Genomic DNA, 14,488 nt, shown 5'->3' with positions numbered 1-14,488 from the left:
TCAAATAGGTTTACTACTTTGTACCCATATATTCAAGAATGGAGTATTTGTATACCATAATTGATTCTGACGCCACTTCAAATTTGCAGTTACAGCACTATTTGGAGGACTATGGGGATTTTGTGTGCACAAATGAAGCTCGTAACAGTTCAGACGGCCTGAATGCTATTCTCAAATACTCTCCTGATGTTGTTTTTATTAATTTGAACAACAAGGCTTATGAATATTTTAATATGGTCACTGAATTATACCAATATGTGAAAAACATACCTGTGCTGATTGGGATTTCCAGGAGCAAGGAACATGCTTATAACGCCATCAAGAATAATTTCTTCGACTACTGGCTGATGCCTTATAATGAATTTGATATTCGAAAAACCATTTTACGTCTTAAAAAGCAATTGCCCAAAGAGGAAGTATCCCACACGCTTTGTTTAAAATCCTATAAAGATTACCAATACCTGGATACCCGTGAGATTCTTTATTTGAGGGCGGACAATAATGCAACCGATTTTATCATGAAAGATGGCAGCAAAATAAGTGCTTATAAGACGCTTAAGACTTTTGAAAATCAGTTGCCTTCCAATTTCATTCGCGTTCATCAGAGTTATATCCTGAACACCAATTATGTGTCCGGTATTAATTATGGAAAATCTACTTGTTTCCTGAAAATTAAGAAAACCCAACTGCCTTTCTCAAAATCTTATAAGGAGAATATAGATGGTCTGAAAAAGATTTTATCAAAAAACACCATTTCGCGCCCGAATTAATCGAATACTCTCAAAAACCTGTCAAATACTCATAGAACAGGTACGAATACTACTACTTTTTTTTTTGCACAATAAGTTTTTGCCTATCCCCCTAGATTCGTTTCAAGCTAATCAATATTAATTAACCATTAAAATCAAAAGAAGGATGAAAAAAATTTTAAGCATTTTCGCAGTAGTAGTATTTAGTATCGGATTATTTTCTTGTGAAGCAGATAACAGCGCCGAGGACCAGGCACTATATGAACTAGGAACAGGTGGGGATGATGTTCCAGATGATCCTAGGGATAGCACCGGTGGTGATGATGTCCCAACCGGAGGTGGAAGAGGTGACGGATAAAATTCCAGTAGTAATTCTAATTCAACCCTTTAATTTTTTGTATATAATTAAAAAGCCTTAAATAGCGTATTTAGGGCTTTTTAATTATCTTGTTATAGAAGCCTTTAGTTTCTTAGTTTATGGTATGTAGAAAACACTTAATTCTTATCTCACTAGCACTGCTATTTTTTTCCTGCGGGGAAGAAAATCAATCTACTCAATTAAATAAAAATGTTTCTACCTCAGATAGCATGCAGGTTTGGATACAAAATGGAAGGGATGTTACGCTACCTCCAAAAATCCGTAAAGAATATTTGCAAAAGGCTTACGATAATGCTTCCAATGAATTAAATGACTCTTTACGGTTAAGTTATTTTGCAAAACTTTCCTACACTTATCTGGGCCTTAAAGATTCACTAAATTTCAGAAATAGCAACAAAAAGGCCCGGCTACTTTCTGAAGAAAGAAAAGACTCTGCAACCCTGGCGGATTTGCATTGGGATTTGGGAGATTTTTATAGGAATAGTTTGATGAAAGACAGCGCTTATTATGAATACAGCCAGGCGGAACAATTATATACCGATCTAAAAAATAATTTTGACAGAGGAAGGGTATTATATAGTATGGCGCGTATTCAGAAGGGTATAAAGGACTATACAGGTGCTGAAATCAACCTTATAGAAGCCATAGAACTATTCCTGCCTTTGGAAAAAAACAGACAACTGTTTCTTAGCTATAATTTATTGGGAACCATTGCCAAAAGTCTTAAGGAATATGAACAAGCGCGGACCTATTTTGCTAAGGCCTCCGAGTTTCTCAATAATATGCCACAGGAAGAGCTGGGCAAATATCCATACACATTAAATAATAATATTGGAAATTCCTATAAAGAACAGGGAGATTATTCAAAAGCCATTCCCTACTTCAAAAAGATAATAAACACAGATAGCCTGAAGGATAAAGAGCCTGCTTCATATGCCCTTACACTTGATAATTTAGGCTATAGTCAATATAAAATTGGTCAGCTAAAAATTTCCGAAACGAATTTAAAAGAGGCCATGGAAATTAACATTCAGGAAAATGCAGTCGATCAGGTGGCAATGAGTCATTTCCATATGGCGGACTTTTATTTGGCAAAAAGAGATACTGCATTAGCATTATCAAATGCTGAAGAGGCTCTTGTGTTGGCTAGGCAGAGCAATGACAATGACCTAACCCTTGAAACTTTAAAATTATATCCGCTCTTAGACCCGCAAAACGCCCCTGCCTATCTGAAGGAATATTTGGTATTAAACGATAGCCTGCAGGAAGAAGAGCGCAAGATCCGGAATAAATTTGCCCGTATCCGTTTTGAAACCGATGAGTTTATTGCCGAAAATCAGCTTTTAGAGAGGCAGAGGCAGCTATGGATAGGTATTGCCATAGGTTTGTTTTTACTGGCTGTTGCAGTTCTTGTTATCCTTTCTCAACGCGCAAAAAACCGCAATTTGCGATTTCAACAACAACAACAAGAGGCCAATCAGGAAATATTTAATCTTATGCTTGCCCAGAGTCAGAAAGTGGAGGAAGGCAAACAGTTTGAACAAAAGCGAATTTCTGAGGAACTCCATGATGGGATCCTGGGTCAAATGAACGGAATTCGAATGGTCCTTTTAGGCTTAAACAAGAAAACAGATCCCGATGCTATAACTATGCGGGGCGATGCAATAGAAAAATTACAGGGTGTACAGGAAGAAATACGAACAATTTCTCATGAATTGAACGATGCTTCTTATCAAAAATTCCATAACTTTATAATATCCATTGAAGATTTATTGACAACTATTTGTGAACCGGCAAATCTGGAGTTTCATTTCAATTATGATGAAAGTCTTGACTGGGATGCGATCAGCGGTGATATAAAAATAAACCTTTACCGGATCATTCAGGAAAGCCTTCAGAATTGTATCAAGTATGCGTCGGCCAATCTGGTTGAAATAAAAATGGACTCTACCTCAGATATTATTGAGGTTACCATAAAAGACGATGGGCGTGGATTTGATAACAAAAAGGTTAAAAAAGGCATTGGTCACAAAAATATTTCATCAAGGGTAGGTAAATTAAATGGAGACTGGAGTTTGGTAAGTAAACCCGGGGAAGGGACAATGGTAACCGTAAAAGTGCCCTATGTTCTAAAGGAATCTGAAATGATTCCTCAGGTTAATGGAAAAGAAAAATTGGAGCAACTAGAAAAAACATCATCATGAATACGATTCGGATTTTAGCGGTAGATGATCATGAAATGACCACCATGGGTTATAAATTTATCCTTGAGGATACGGAGTTTGATGGTTTCAAAGTACTCGTTGATACGGCAAAATCATATGATCAGGCCATCGAAAAAATTGAAAATTCTGTTACTTCGTTTAATTATGATATCCTTCTTTTAGATATTCAATTAGCACAGGATAACGGAGGGCCGGCAAAAACCGGGGAAGACATCGGAATTTTTGCACGCAAGACTATCCCGAAAACTAAAATTGTTTTTATGTCCTCTTTTAGTGATAATTACAGGATAAACAGTATTCTTAAAACAGTTGATCCGGAAGGATATATGGTAAAAACCGAAATAGATCCGAAGTCATTACAGGCAATGGTGAATACCGTTACGTCCAATCCACCTTACTATACGCAAAAGGCACTTGCAGCCATTCGTAAGAAAATGGCCAATGATGATATTGTGCTTGATGATAAAGACAAAAAAATACTCCATTTCCTTTCCATAGGCACAAAAACCAAGGATATGGTCAACCACGTATCCCTGTCACTGCCCAGTATTGAGAATAGAAAACGTCACCTGAAAGCAGTTTTTGGCGTTGAAAAACAAAATGATCAGGCATTGATTACCGAATCAAGAAACAGAGGTTTCATTTAATTGATACCCGTTTTTTAAAGAGAAAACAGCAATTTTTTATCCTTCATCCTTATTTATTTGCATAATTAATGTAAAACCTTAGATATTCTATGGTTTTTATATAGTACACTGTTAATATTTAAAATTAATTTTGATATTAATCAATCAATTTTGCTGTTTTAATGCCAAACCGACAGGACAATTTTAGAGTTAATCTTAAACTCAAACTAGAGGACAATCCCCAAATTGAGGGATTAGGTGAATTTAGAAGGAGTCTGGAAAAAGACTATTTTTCGAATGTAGCTATTCGAAATTGTCTCTCTAACGGAGTGCGTCAAAATTTGGTTATTGAGATGGATTGCAATTTAAAATTGGTTGAAATTCTCTTTCATTTACAAAAAGGTACCTGGGGTAATGTTTACCCAGAAGATAATAGCTGGTCTAAGAGTTCCCCTTTTTCAAACGCATTTAAATCCTTGAATGAATTAAATGCTAAGGGGATTGATGTTGAAGAGTTATCAATTTTTTTAAAAGATTCTTCAATCATCATTAAAAATATTTATGAAAATAGTATCGAAGAACAATTCGGGATGATTCTTCATACAATTGCGGAGAACTATGTATATCTTACCAAAAGACTCACGGAGACGCCTTTTGAAATATACATTCCTGTGTTTGAAGAAGATCTATTTGAAAATGATACTAAACTCAAGAATATCCAAATAGGGAACAATAATAAGAAAGACTATTATGCCTATTGGGGTCTTTATTTCGATTCTGATAAAGATGCCGTTATCTATGATCTTAAGAATAAGTCTATAATCTTTGGCGACTTATATATGTTAAATCATTGATTAAAATGAAAAATCAATAAATAGGGCTATCGGTCCTCGATTAATCGCCTTCTACTAGTTTCCACTGCTGAACAAAGGAAGGTTTTTCATTAATTTATTTACATCCTCTTTAACTTTAAGTATTACTTTGTCATCTTCAGGATGTGTCAAAACCGAATCTACTAAATCTACAATGGTTAACATATCAGCTTCTTTAAGGCCTCTTGTGGTGATTGCAGCAGTTCCAAATCTAATCCCCGATGTTATAAAAGGTGACTTATCATCAAAGGGCACCATATTCTTATTTGCGGTGATATCTGCTTTCACCAGAATATTTTCCGCATCTTTTCCGGTAATATTCTTATTACGAAGATCTATTAGCATCATATGATTATCAGTTCCTCCTGATATCAGGTTGTAACCTTTAGCGACAAATGCCGCAGCCATTGCGGCAGCATTTTTCTTAACCTGCAGCATGTAGTGTAAAAATTCATCGGTTAGCGCTTCACCGAAGGCGATCGCTTTGGCGGCAATTATATGCTCTAAAGGTCCCCCCTGGTTTCCGGGAAATACCGCCAGATTAAGCAAGGCTGACATTTTTCTCAGATTTCCATTCTTTAACCTAATTCCGAATGGATTTTCAAAATCTTTTCCCATAAGTATTAACCCCCCTCTGGGACCTCTAAGGGTCTTATGTGTTGTTGTAGTTACAAAATGACAATGTGGTATGGGGTCATTTAATATGCCTTTCGCGATTAAACCTGCCGGATGTGCAATATCTGCCAATAAAAGTGCATCCACACTATCTGCAATTTCGCGAAATCTTTTAAAGTCCATATCGCGCGAATAGGCGGAAGCTCCTGCGATAATCAATTTCGGTCTTTCCTTTTTAGCAATTTCCTCTATTTTGTCGTAATTAAGAACTCCGGTTTCTTCTTCCACCCCATAAAATACCGGATTATAAAGCTTCCCTGAAAAATTTACAGGAGAACCATGAGTAAGATGGCCTCCATGTGAAAGATCAAAACCTAAAATGGTATCCCCGGGTTGTAAACAAGCCTGGTATACAGCAGCATTGGCCTGTGAACCTGAATGCGGCTGGACATTTGCATATGCCGCCCCAAACAACTCTTTCGCTCTTTCAATGGCTAATTGTTCGACTTTATCAACTACTTCACATCCCCCATAGTATCGCTTCCCCGGATAGCCTTCGGCGTATTTGTTGGTAAGGACAGATCCCGCAGCTTCCATAACCTGGGGACTGGTAAAATTTTCGGAAGCAATAAGTTCTATTCCATTTAATTGCCGTTCTTTTTCCTCAGCAATTAATTCAAATATTTGTTGGTCGCGTTGCATAACCTTATTCTTATGTTAAATGAGCCGTAAAAGTACAAATTAGAAGACGTTAATAAGAAGAAAACAATATATTTGATCAGGAATTTATCAAACAAAAATTAACAATTATATCATGCCTTCAAAAACAAATGATCCATCAAAAAAGTCCTGGCTTCCTGTAGCTCCTGATTCTGATTTTCCGATTCAGAATATTCCTTTCGGTGTTTTTCTCACAAGAGAAGATGTTATAACCATTGGTACAAGAATTGGAGATCATGCAATTGATCTGGGAGCCCTCCATCAATTGGGTTATTTTCAGGGAATACCCCTGACAGATGATATTTTTCTTCAGGATACGTTAAACGACTTCATCTCTGACGGTAAAAAAACATGGCGTTTGGTAAGGAATAGGATCAGTGAAATTTTTGACATTGACAATCCCGCTTTAAAAGAACATCAGGAACACCGTAAAATTGTTTTATTTACTTTGGATGAGATAGAAATGCAACTTCCGGTTCATATTGGAGATTATACAGATTTCTACTCGAGTAAAGAGCATGCTACAAATATTGGTACTATGTTCCGTGATCCGGAAAATGCGTTATTACCAAACTGGTTGCACATTCCAATAGGTTATCATGGTAGAAGTTCAACGATAATACCCAGCGGCAAGAATATTCACCGACCAAAAGGACAAACATTGCCAAAAGGTGCGGATACGCCCCAATTTGGTCCGTCCAAAATGGTTGATTTTGAATTAGAAATGGCCTTTATCACTACAGACGCTAATAAGTTGGGAGAATCTATTCCCATTGACGAGGCAGAAAACTATATTTTCGGGCTTGTTTTATTCAACGATTGGAGTGCCAGAGATATGCAAAAATGGGAGTATGTACCTCTAGGTCCATTTATGGCGAAGAATTTCGCCTCTTCTGTTTCTCCATGGATAGTTACTTTGGATGCTCTCGAACCATTTAGGGTGGAAAGCCCGGAGCAAGACCCTAAGCCTTTACCACATTTATATCAGAAAGGAAAAAATAGCTTTGACATACAGTTGGAAGTCTCACTAACTCCGGAGGGAGGCATTCCCACAACTATTACAAAGTCTAATTTTAAGTATATGTACTGGACCATGGCCCAGCAGCTGACACATCATACATCAAATGGCTGTAAGGTATTAAGTGGTGACCTCATGGGAAGTGGCACCATTTCGGGTTCTACTCCGGACTCTTATGGCTCTATGCTCGAATTGGCCTGGCAAGGAACCAAACCTATCACCCTTGAAAATGGAGAGAAAAGGACTTCTATACAAGACTATGATACGGTAACACTGAGCGGATTTTGTGAGAATTCCGGGGTGAGAATTGGATTTGGAAAGGTAGAAACAAAATTATTGCCTCCTGTATAGGATAATCCACATTTTGAGTATCACATAAGAACATTTTACCGAGTATATACGATTATATATCGTTTTTCGTTATGAATTATGAGCGTTTTGGCACAGCTATTGGATTCAGCTGTGTAAACCTAAATATAATATCATGAAAAAAGCGATACTCTATTCTACAGTTTTGGTCCTTTTAATAGCCTGTGGAGGTGTTAAAAAGACACAAGAGGCCATAAACACGGGTAATTACTCTACTGCAATAAATAAAGCTATACGCAATCTTGCGGATAACAAAACAAAAAAAGGTAACCAGCCCTATGTGTTGCTCCTTGAAGAGGCTTTCCAAAAATATACACAAAGGGAGCTGGAAAATATAGCCTATCTGAAGAAAGAAGGTAACCCGGCAAACTATGATGCCATCTTCAATGGATATACCCGTCTAAAAAGGATTCAGCAGCAAATAAAGCCCCTTTTACCTTTGGAGGTTTACGAGGAAAACCGGTATGCGAAATTTTCCTTTAACAATTATGATAATGATATCCTTGTTTCCAAGGATCAACTATCAGATTATTTATATAACAACGCATCTGAATTACTTCAGAATGCCAGGTATAAAGAAGATTTTAGAAATGCATACCGAGATTTTGAGTATTTGAATGAATTAAGTCCTGGATACTCAGACAGCAAACAAAAGATGGAAGAGGCCCATACCCGCGGGTTAGACTATGTTAAAGTGAACATGGTGAATGAAACTGAACAGATTGTACCTGCAAGGCTGGAAGAAGAATTATTGAACTTCAATACCTATGGATTGAATGACAAATGGACTGAATATCACACAAATCCGTTAGATGAAGTAAATTATGACTATGAAATGCAGGTAGCTTTCAGAGCTATTAATATCTCTCCTGAACAAATACAAGAGAAACAAATAGTTAAGGAAAAGCAGATTAAGGATGGTGTGGAAACCCTATTGGATGCCGATGGACGTGTGGTTAAAGACAGTCTAGGCAACGAAATTAAGATTGACAGATTCAGGACTGTTCGTTGTAATTTTTATCAATTTACGCAGCTTAAATCTGCGCAGGTTACAGGAAACGTAAGCTATATAGATCTACAGCGGAAGCAACAACTGAATACTTATCCCCTTAGCAGTGAATTTGTATTTGAGCATGTTTACGCCAATTACAATGGCGACAGAAGAGCCCTGGATAACAATCTTGTACCACTTTTAAATCAGGTTGCAGTTCCCTTCCCTACGAACGAACAAATGGTTTATGATGCCGGAGAAGATTTAAAATCCAGATTGAAGGATATTGTGATAAGACACAAATTTAATTAGAATCTAAACCCCGAAATTTCGGGGTTTTTTTATATATAGTCTGTTAGCTCGAGTGCGTTAATGCCACCGTGAGATTCATGCACCACGACCATTCCGTTCTTTATCATCAGCAATTGCGGTGATTGGTGGTACACCTTGAATCTGTTTGCTACTTCATCAGATACCGCTCTATATCGCTGCAAATCCAAATAATAAACATCAGCCTGATTTTGCTCAAGTAGATATGAGTTTTTAAAGGATCTGAGTACCATACTACTTATCCCGCAAGTTGTGGAATGTTTAAATATAATCTGAGGCCTTTCCGCAGATTCCTGTTCAATGTCAGATAACTGATCTATAGATGTTAAAGGGATCCATGATAGATGGTTCTTTTTGTCACTTGTATCTGAATTTTTACTGTTGAATAAGTTGCTAAATAATCCCATTTTTCCTTTAAATAATTAAACGTTTAATCGTATATGGACTGTCGAAATGTCTTGCTAAAACGCTATTTTACCGACATTATGTCTGTTTATTCTTCGTGGTAAGATTGTTGTCCTTTATAAAACAAAATTAAACATTAACGCGAAAACTCTACATAAATGAATATTAATAATTTTACTATAAAGTCCCAGGAAGCCATACAGCAGGCTCAAATACTTGCCCAGGCTATGGAGAATCCTCAAATTGAAAACGAACATATATACAAAGCTATAACTGAGGTAGATGAAAACGTGCTTCCATTTATTTTAAAAAAATTGAATGTAAATATTTCTCTGGTTAATCAAATTCTTGAAAAAGACCTGGAAAGTTTACCAAAGGTATCTGGTGGAGAAATTATGTTTTCCAAAGAAGCCGGCAAAACACTAAACGAGGCTAATATTATTGCTCGAAAAATGGAAGATGAATATGTTTCCATAGAACATTTAATAGTAGCGCTCTTCAAATCTAAAAGCAAAATCTCAAGGATCCTAAAAGATCAGGGCATCCAGGAAAAAGGACTTATGGCTGCCATAGAGGAATTGCGAAAAGGTGGAAAAGTAACCTCTCAAAGTGCGGAAGAAACTTATAATTCATTGAATAAGTATGCAAGAAACTTAAATGACCTTGCAGATAAAGGGAAGCTCGATCCTGTTATTGGCCGCGATGAAGAAATTAGAAGAATCCTCCAAATTCTTTCACGAAGGACAAAGAATAACCCTATGTTGGTAGGGGAACCGGGTACGGGTAAAACAGCAATTGCTGAAGGTTTGGCGCATAGAATTGTTCAGGGGGATATCCCTGAAAATTTAAAAGAGAAGACCATTTATTCTCTGGATATGGGAGCCCTAATTGCCGGTGCAAAATATAAAGGGGAATTTGAAGAACGGCTAAAGGCTGTAATTAAAGAAGTTACCGGCTCTGATGGGGATATAGTCCTGTTTATTGACGAAATACATACTTTGGTTGGTGCCGGTGGCGGCCAAGGGGCTATGGATGCCGCAAACATCCTAAAACCCGCTTTGGCAAGAGGCGATTTAAGGGCCATCGGGGCGACAACCCTGGATGAATACCAAAAATACTTTGAAAAGGACAAAGCCCTGGAGCGAAGATTTCAAAAGGTTATCGTAAATGAACCCGATACAGAAAGTGCAATTTCCATATTAAGGGGAATAAAAGAAAAATATGAGGCGCACCATAAAGTTAGAATTATGGACGAGGCTGTTATTTCCGCGGTTGAATTGTCGCAACGTTATATCACGAACAGATTTTTACCGGATAAAGCTATTGATTTAATGGATGAGGCTGCAGCCAAGTTAAGAATGGAAATCAATTCCAAACCTGAAGAGCTGGATGTTCTGGATAGAAAGATCATGCAACTGGAAATAGAAATAGAAGCAATCAAAAGAGAAGATGACCATGCCAAGTTAAAACTTTTAAATGTTGAGCTGGCCAATGTCAAGGAAGATAGAAATGAAATATTTGCCCAGTGGGAAAGTGAAAAAACGGTAATTGAAACTATTCAGAAAACAAAACTGGATATTGAAAACTTCAAACAAGAAGCCGAAAGAGCAGAGCGAAACGGGGATTACGGCAAAGTGGCCGAATTGCGTTACGGAAAAATTAAAGAAGCCAACGAAAGATTAGAATCACTTCAGCAGGAATTAAGTGAAGAGCAGAAAAAAGGCACGCTTATAAAAGAAGAGGTAACGACCGAAGACATTGCTGAAGTTGTGGCTAAATGGACCGGTATCCCGGTAACCAAAATGCTGCAAAGCGAGCGCGAAAAGCTTTTGAATCTTGAAGATGTCTTACATAAACGTGTCGTAGGACAAGATGAAGCTATTCAGGCTGTATCGGATGCCATAAGACGCAGCCGGGCCGGCCTGCAGGATGCCAAACGACCTATTGGATCATTCCTTTTCCTTGGTACAACAGGAGTGGGTAAGACCGAACTTGCTAAAACCTTAGCTGCCTATCTTTTTGATGATGAAAATGCCCTCACCAGAATTGACATGAGTGAATACCAGGAACGTCATTCGGTAAGCAGGTTAGTTGGAGCTCCTCCCGGATATATTGGTTATGATGAGGGTGGCCAGCTGACCGAAGCAGTTCGCCGTAAGCCATATTCCGTGATCCTTTTAGATGAGATAGAAAAAGCGCATCCAGATACATTTAATGTATTATTGCAGGTCCTGGATGAAGGACGACTAACAGATAATAAAGGGAGGGTTGCTGACTTTAAGAATACCATAATTATAATGACCAGTAATATGGGCAGCCATATTATTCAGGACAAGTTTGAGGCCACCGAAAACATTTATTCGGCTATGGAATCTGCCAGAGTTGAAGTGCTGGGACTTCTCAGAAAAACGATCAGGCCAGAATTCCTGAACAGGATAGATGATATCATTATGTTCACTCCATTGAATAAAGAAGATATCACACTAATAGTTGGACTGCAATTAGAGCAACTCAAAAAAATGTTACTTAAACAGCATATTACTATTGATGCTACTAAGGAAGCCATAGCTTATCTTGCAGATCGTGGATATGATCCTCAATATGGAGCAAGACCCATTAAAAGAGTCATACAAAAAGAGGTATTAAACAACCTCTCAAAGGAATTACTCAGTGGTAAACTAAAGGCAGACAGTATTGTACTTATAGATTCTTTTGATGACGGTTTGGTGTTCAGAAATCAAAGTGAATTAGTTAATTAATTCTTTTAACGCTTTAAAAATGTACCCTTCCGGGATCTTTCGGAGGGGTATATTTTTTTTATAGATTAAAATACCATGCAGTATATAGATTTTTTATCTTCGTACAAAATTGTCAACATATGCCCACCAAAGCTGAGAGAACCACTGCATACATAATCGAAACCGTAGCCCCTATTTTTAACAAACAGGGCTATATAGCAACCAGCATGAATGATCTTACAGACGCTACAGGTCTGACTAAAGGTGCGTTATATGGCAATTTCGAGAATAAAGAGGCTCTGGCATTGGCCGCCTTCGAATTTAGCAGCAAACGACTTCTCAATGCCCTGGACGAAGTCTTAAATGCACAAGGTACTGCAATGGATAAACTATTTGCTTTAACTGATTTTTATCGCCATTATGAGGTATTCACATTAGATATGGGAGGTTGCCCGGTTTTAAATGTTGGGGTAGATGCCAATTATAATAATGCGCTCCTCAAGGCCGCTGCAAATGAAACAGTACATACTATTGAAGGAAAAATTGCCTTGGTACTTGAAAATGGAGCGAGGAATAATGAGTTAAAACTACCTGTTACGCCGCTGCAATTTGCTAAACAATTATACACCATGATCATGGGGGCAACGGCGATGGCCACTATAACGGATGACAGGAAATACCTTATAAACACTGTTACTTACCTTGAAGTATTGTTAAAGAAAGAACTTAAAAATTAATTCCTTACTTCCCTACCACTCTGAATATCCAGGTCTTCTCTGTGTAGCGTCCTCCAAATTTAGAATCCCTGGCTCTCCTGGCTTCCTGCATTGTATTGTACCTCTTCAGATAAACATAATTATATTTATTCTTAGACCGATAGAATGATTTAGGTTCTAATCCCTCATCGGATAATTTCTTCATAAAGGCTTCATAATATGTCTTCGTGCCAAAGACATTGGCTACTAAATAAAATCCGGGCTCTAAGCCATCTTCAGTTGCCACTTCTTCATATTTTTCACCTTTTTCCGGAACAACAGTCACCTCAGGAGCTTTTTCCTCCTCCATTGCCTTAGCAATAGAATCCTGTCTTTTCTTTTCCTCATTTGCCTTCAACACAGCCAAAGCCTCTGCACGTTTTATGGCATCAAGAGAATCCAGTCTTTTCTTTTCCTCATTTGCCTTCAACACAGCCAACGCTTCTGCACGTTTTATGGCATCAAGAGAATCTCTTCTTTTCTTTTCTTCTTCTCCTTTAATTCTTTCTAATTCTAACTGCTGATTGACGGCGGCAATTGAATCTTTTGTTTTTTGTTGCTGTAATTCTTCCAGAACCAGTAATTCAGCTGCTTTAACGGCATCAAGAGAATCTTGTTTTCTTTGAGCTGCCAATAAAGCCTCTTCTTTAGCCAATTCTTCTTCTTTCGGTGTCTCCTCAAGAGTTTCTTCTTCAGGAACTTCTTCAGGTGCTTCAAATACCTGGCGTCCAAAATCAAAGGCAGTCACAATTTCGAAACTGGGATCCTCACCTTTAAGTGCAGAACTGGTCCCAAACTCAACCAAAGCACCGAGAGATAACTTTTTAAAGAAGCGGCCTCCTATTCCGGTAGAAATCCCATAAAAACTATTATATCCGGCCTGTGCCCAGAACTTAGGTGTAGAAAAAAAAGTGTTAATTCCTATCTGATTGTCAAAATCCGGCAACCGCTTATAGTATAAACTCGGCCTTATAAAAGAACTATTGGAATCGCCAAACATGGTTATTGGTATATCATAACTGGCCATTCCCATATAAATTAATCCTGTTGCACTTGCCTTACCTTCATTCGATGTAAGATTTCTATCCACCACATTCTCCATTACAATGCCAAAACTGAAAGCATTTAACTGAAGTTTAGCTGCGGGCGCAACCTGAAGAATAAAACTATTTCGTTCTTCAAATATTGGCAAGCCAATATCGGGATTTATAACAAAATCTTCCGCAAGTTCGCGTTGAAAACCAATTACATTTACACCAAGTGTTATTTGAGTTTTAGAACTCAATACAAAATTGTAAGCATAATTTATTAATCCGCCACGATTTACAAAAACACCTGTATTATGCTGAATATAACCTCCTCCTATTCCAGATACCTCATTTATCTTACGCGAATAATTTAAAAATAAGGTTGAAGGGCTGCCATCAATCGTCTGCCATTGCCATCGGGACCAAATAGCAATAGATTGTGGGTTATTCCGGTCTAACAAAAACGCCGGACTTAATAAATTGCTATTAAACTCAGTAAGATTATGCTGTCTGAAATCATAGGGTAATTCCGGTTCTTGAGATTTCACAGAAACCACCGTCAATATCATGAAAAGAAAAATGAATCTTTTAAACATGCCTATGCAAAAAACAATCTGTTAACATACTAATTTTACCGAAATTCTGTTACATTAGAGCATACATACAAA

General features: G+C 37.6%; 12 protein-coding genes. 9 read left to right on the top strand and 3 right to left on the bottom strand.

Features of this window, described 5'->3' with window-relative positions:
• Positions 1 to 38: 38 nt before the first annotated feature.
• The 5 genes from Q0X77_RS04510 (at position 39) to Q0X77_RS04490 (ending at position 4,833) form a co-directional block, all read left to right on the top strand.
• Complete coding sequence (locus Q0X77_RS04510; RefSeq protein WP_297793664.1) at positions 39 to 770, top strand: LytTR family DNA-binding domain-containing protein; 732 nt, start codon at positions 39 to 41, stop codon at positions 768 to 770.
• A gap of 145 nt (positions 771 to 915) precedes the next feature.
• On the top strand, positions 916 to 1,107 hold the full coding sequence (locus Q0X77_RS04505; RefSeq protein ID WP_297793661.1) for a hypothetical protein: 192 nt from the start codon (positions 916 to 918) through the stop codon (positions 1,105 to 1,107).
• 119 nt (positions 1,108 to 1,226) lie between these two features.
• On the top strand, positions 1,227 to 3,332 hold the full coding sequence (locus Q0X77_RS04500; protein WP_297793658.1) for an ATP-binding protein: 2,106 nt from the start codon (positions 1,227 to 1,229) through the stop codon (positions 3,330 to 3,332).
• Positions 3,329 to 4,000 (top strand): response regulator, encoded by a 672-nt coding sequence (locus Q0X77_RS04495; protein ID WP_297793655.1) that lies wholly within the window; start codon positions 3,329 to 3,331, stop codon positions 3,998 to 4,000. Before Q0X77_RS04500 ends, Q0X77_RS04495 begins: the two co-directional genes overlap by 4 nt.
• A gap of 161 nt (positions 4,001 to 4,161) precedes the next feature.
• Positions 4,162 to 4,833, top strand: coding sequence for a hypothetical protein (locus Q0X77_RS04490; protein ID WP_297793652.1), 672 nt, complete (start codon positions 4,162 to 4,164; stop codon positions 4,831 to 4,833).
• Positions 4,834 to 4,887: 54 nt separating this feature from the next.
• Here Q0X77_RS04490 and glyA read toward each other — a convergent pair whose 3' ends face one another.
• Positions 4,888 to 6,168: a serine hydroxymethyltransferase gene (gene glyA, locus Q0X77_RS04485; RefSeq protein ID WP_297793650.1), complete on the bottom strand. Its 1,281-nt coding sequence runs from the start codon at positions 6,166 to 6,168 to the stop codon at positions 4,888 to 4,890.
• Positions 6,169 to 6,280: 112 nt separating this feature from the next.
• Between glyA and fahA the strand changes: the two genes are divergently transcribed.
• Positions 6,281 to 7,555 carry a fumarylacetoacetase gene (gene fahA / locus Q0X77_RS04480; RefSeq protein ID WP_297793647.1) on the top strand — a complete coding sequence of 425 codons (1,275 nt, stop codon included), beginning with the start codon at positions 6,281 to 6,283 and terminating at the stop codon, positions 7,553 to 7,555.
• A 133-nt stretch (positions 7,556 to 7,688) separates the two neighbouring features.
• Positions 7,689 to 8,876: a hypothetical protein gene (locus Q0X77_RS04475; protein ID WP_297793644.1), complete on the top strand. Its 1,188-nt coding sequence runs from the start codon at positions 7,689 to 7,691 to the stop codon at positions 8,874 to 8,876.
• A gap of 29 nt (positions 8,877 to 8,905) precedes the next feature.
• Here Q0X77_RS04475 and ytxJ read toward each other — a convergent pair whose 3' ends face one another.
• On the bottom strand, positions 8,906 to 9,301 hold the full coding sequence (gene ytxJ, locus Q0X77_RS04470) for a bacillithiol system redox-active protein YtxJ (RefSeq protein WP_297793640.1): 396 nt from the start codon (positions 9,299 to 9,301) through the stop codon (positions 8,906 to 8,908).
• Between the two features lie 156 nt (positions 9,302 to 9,457).
• Here ytxJ and clpB point away from each other — a divergent pair, with 156 nt between their 5' ends.
• On the top strand, positions 9,458 to 12,058 hold the full coding sequence (gene clpB / locus Q0X77_RS04465; protein WP_297793638.1) for an ATP-dependent chaperone ClpB: 2,601 nt from the start codon (positions 9,458 to 9,460) through the stop codon (positions 12,056 to 12,058).
• 119 nt (positions 12,059 to 12,177) lie between these two features.
• On the top strand, positions 12,178 to 12,774 hold the full coding sequence (locus tag Q0X77_RS04460) for a TetR/AcrR family transcriptional regulator (RefSeq protein WP_297793636.1): 597 nt from the start codon (positions 12,178 to 12,180) through the stop codon (positions 12,772 to 12,774).
• A gap of 4 nt (positions 12,775 to 12,778) precedes the next feature.
• On the opposite strand, the gene Q0X77_RS04455 is transcribed toward Q0X77_RS04460, so the two are convergent.
• Positions 12,779 to 14,416: a PorP/SprF family type IX secretion system membrane protein gene (locus tag Q0X77_RS04455; protein WP_297793634.1), complete on the bottom strand. Its 1,638-nt coding sequence runs from the start codon at positions 14,414 to 14,416 to the stop codon at positions 12,779 to 12,781.
• Positions 14,417 to 14,488: the final 72 nt, after the last annotated feature.

The sequence above is a fragment of the uncultured Eudoraea sp. genome (assembly GCF_947258925.1).
Taxonomy (GTDB): domain Bacteria; phylum Bacteroidota; class Bacteroidia; order Flavobacteriales; family Flavobacteriaceae; genus Eudoraea.
Note: the sequence above shows the minus strand (reverse complement) of the source record. Positions and strands in the feature narration are given on the sequence as shown.

Bases quoted from the DNA above. Each gene is read 5' to 3' on its own strand.
- Q0X77_RS04455 (WP_297793634.1), bottom strand. From the start codon at position 14,416: ATGTTTAAAAGATTCATTTTTCTTTTCATGATATTGACGGTGGTTTCT.
- ytxJ (WP_297793640.1), bottom strand. From the start codon at position 9,301: ATGGGATTATTTAGCAACTTATTCAACAGTAAAAATTCAGATACAAGT.
- clpB (WP_297793638.1), top strand. From the start codon at position 9,458: ATGAATATTAATAATTTTACTATAAAGTCCCAGGAAGCCATACAGCAG.
- Q0X77_RS04510 (WP_297793664.1), top strand. From the start codon at position 39: ATGGAGTATTTGTATACCATAATTGATTCTGACGCCACTTCAAATTTG.
- fahA (WP_297793647.1), top strand. From the start codon at position 6,281: ATGCCTTCAAAAACAAATGATCCATCAAAAAAGTCCTGGCTTCCTGTA.
- Q0X77_RS04475 (WP_297793644.1), top strand. From the start codon at position 7,689: ATGAAAAAAGCGATACTCTATTCTACAGTTTTGGTCCTTTTAATAGCC.
- Q0X77_RS04495 (WP_297793655.1), top strand. From the start codon at position 3,329: ATGAATACGATTCGGATTTTAGCGGTAGATGATCATGAAATGACCACC.
- Q0X77_RS04500 (WP_297793658.1), top strand. From the start codon at position 1,227: ATGGTATGTAGAAAACACTTAATTCTTATCTCACTAGCACTGCTATTT.
- Q0X77_RS04460 (WP_297793636.1), top strand. From the start codon at position 12,178: ATGCCCACCAAAGCTGAGAGAACCACTGCATACATAATCGAAACCGTA.
- glyA (WP_297793650.1), bottom strand. From the start codon at position 6,168: ATGCAACGCGACCAACAAATATTTGAATTAATTGCTGAGGAAAAAGAA.
- Q0X77_RS04505 (WP_297793661.1), top strand. From the start codon at position 916: ATGAAAAAAATTTTAAGCATTTTCGCAGTAGTAGTATTTAGTATCGGA.
- Q0X77_RS04490 (WP_297793652.1), top strand. From the start codon at position 4,162: ATGCCAAACCGACAGGACAATTTTAGAGTTAATCTTAAACTCAAACTA.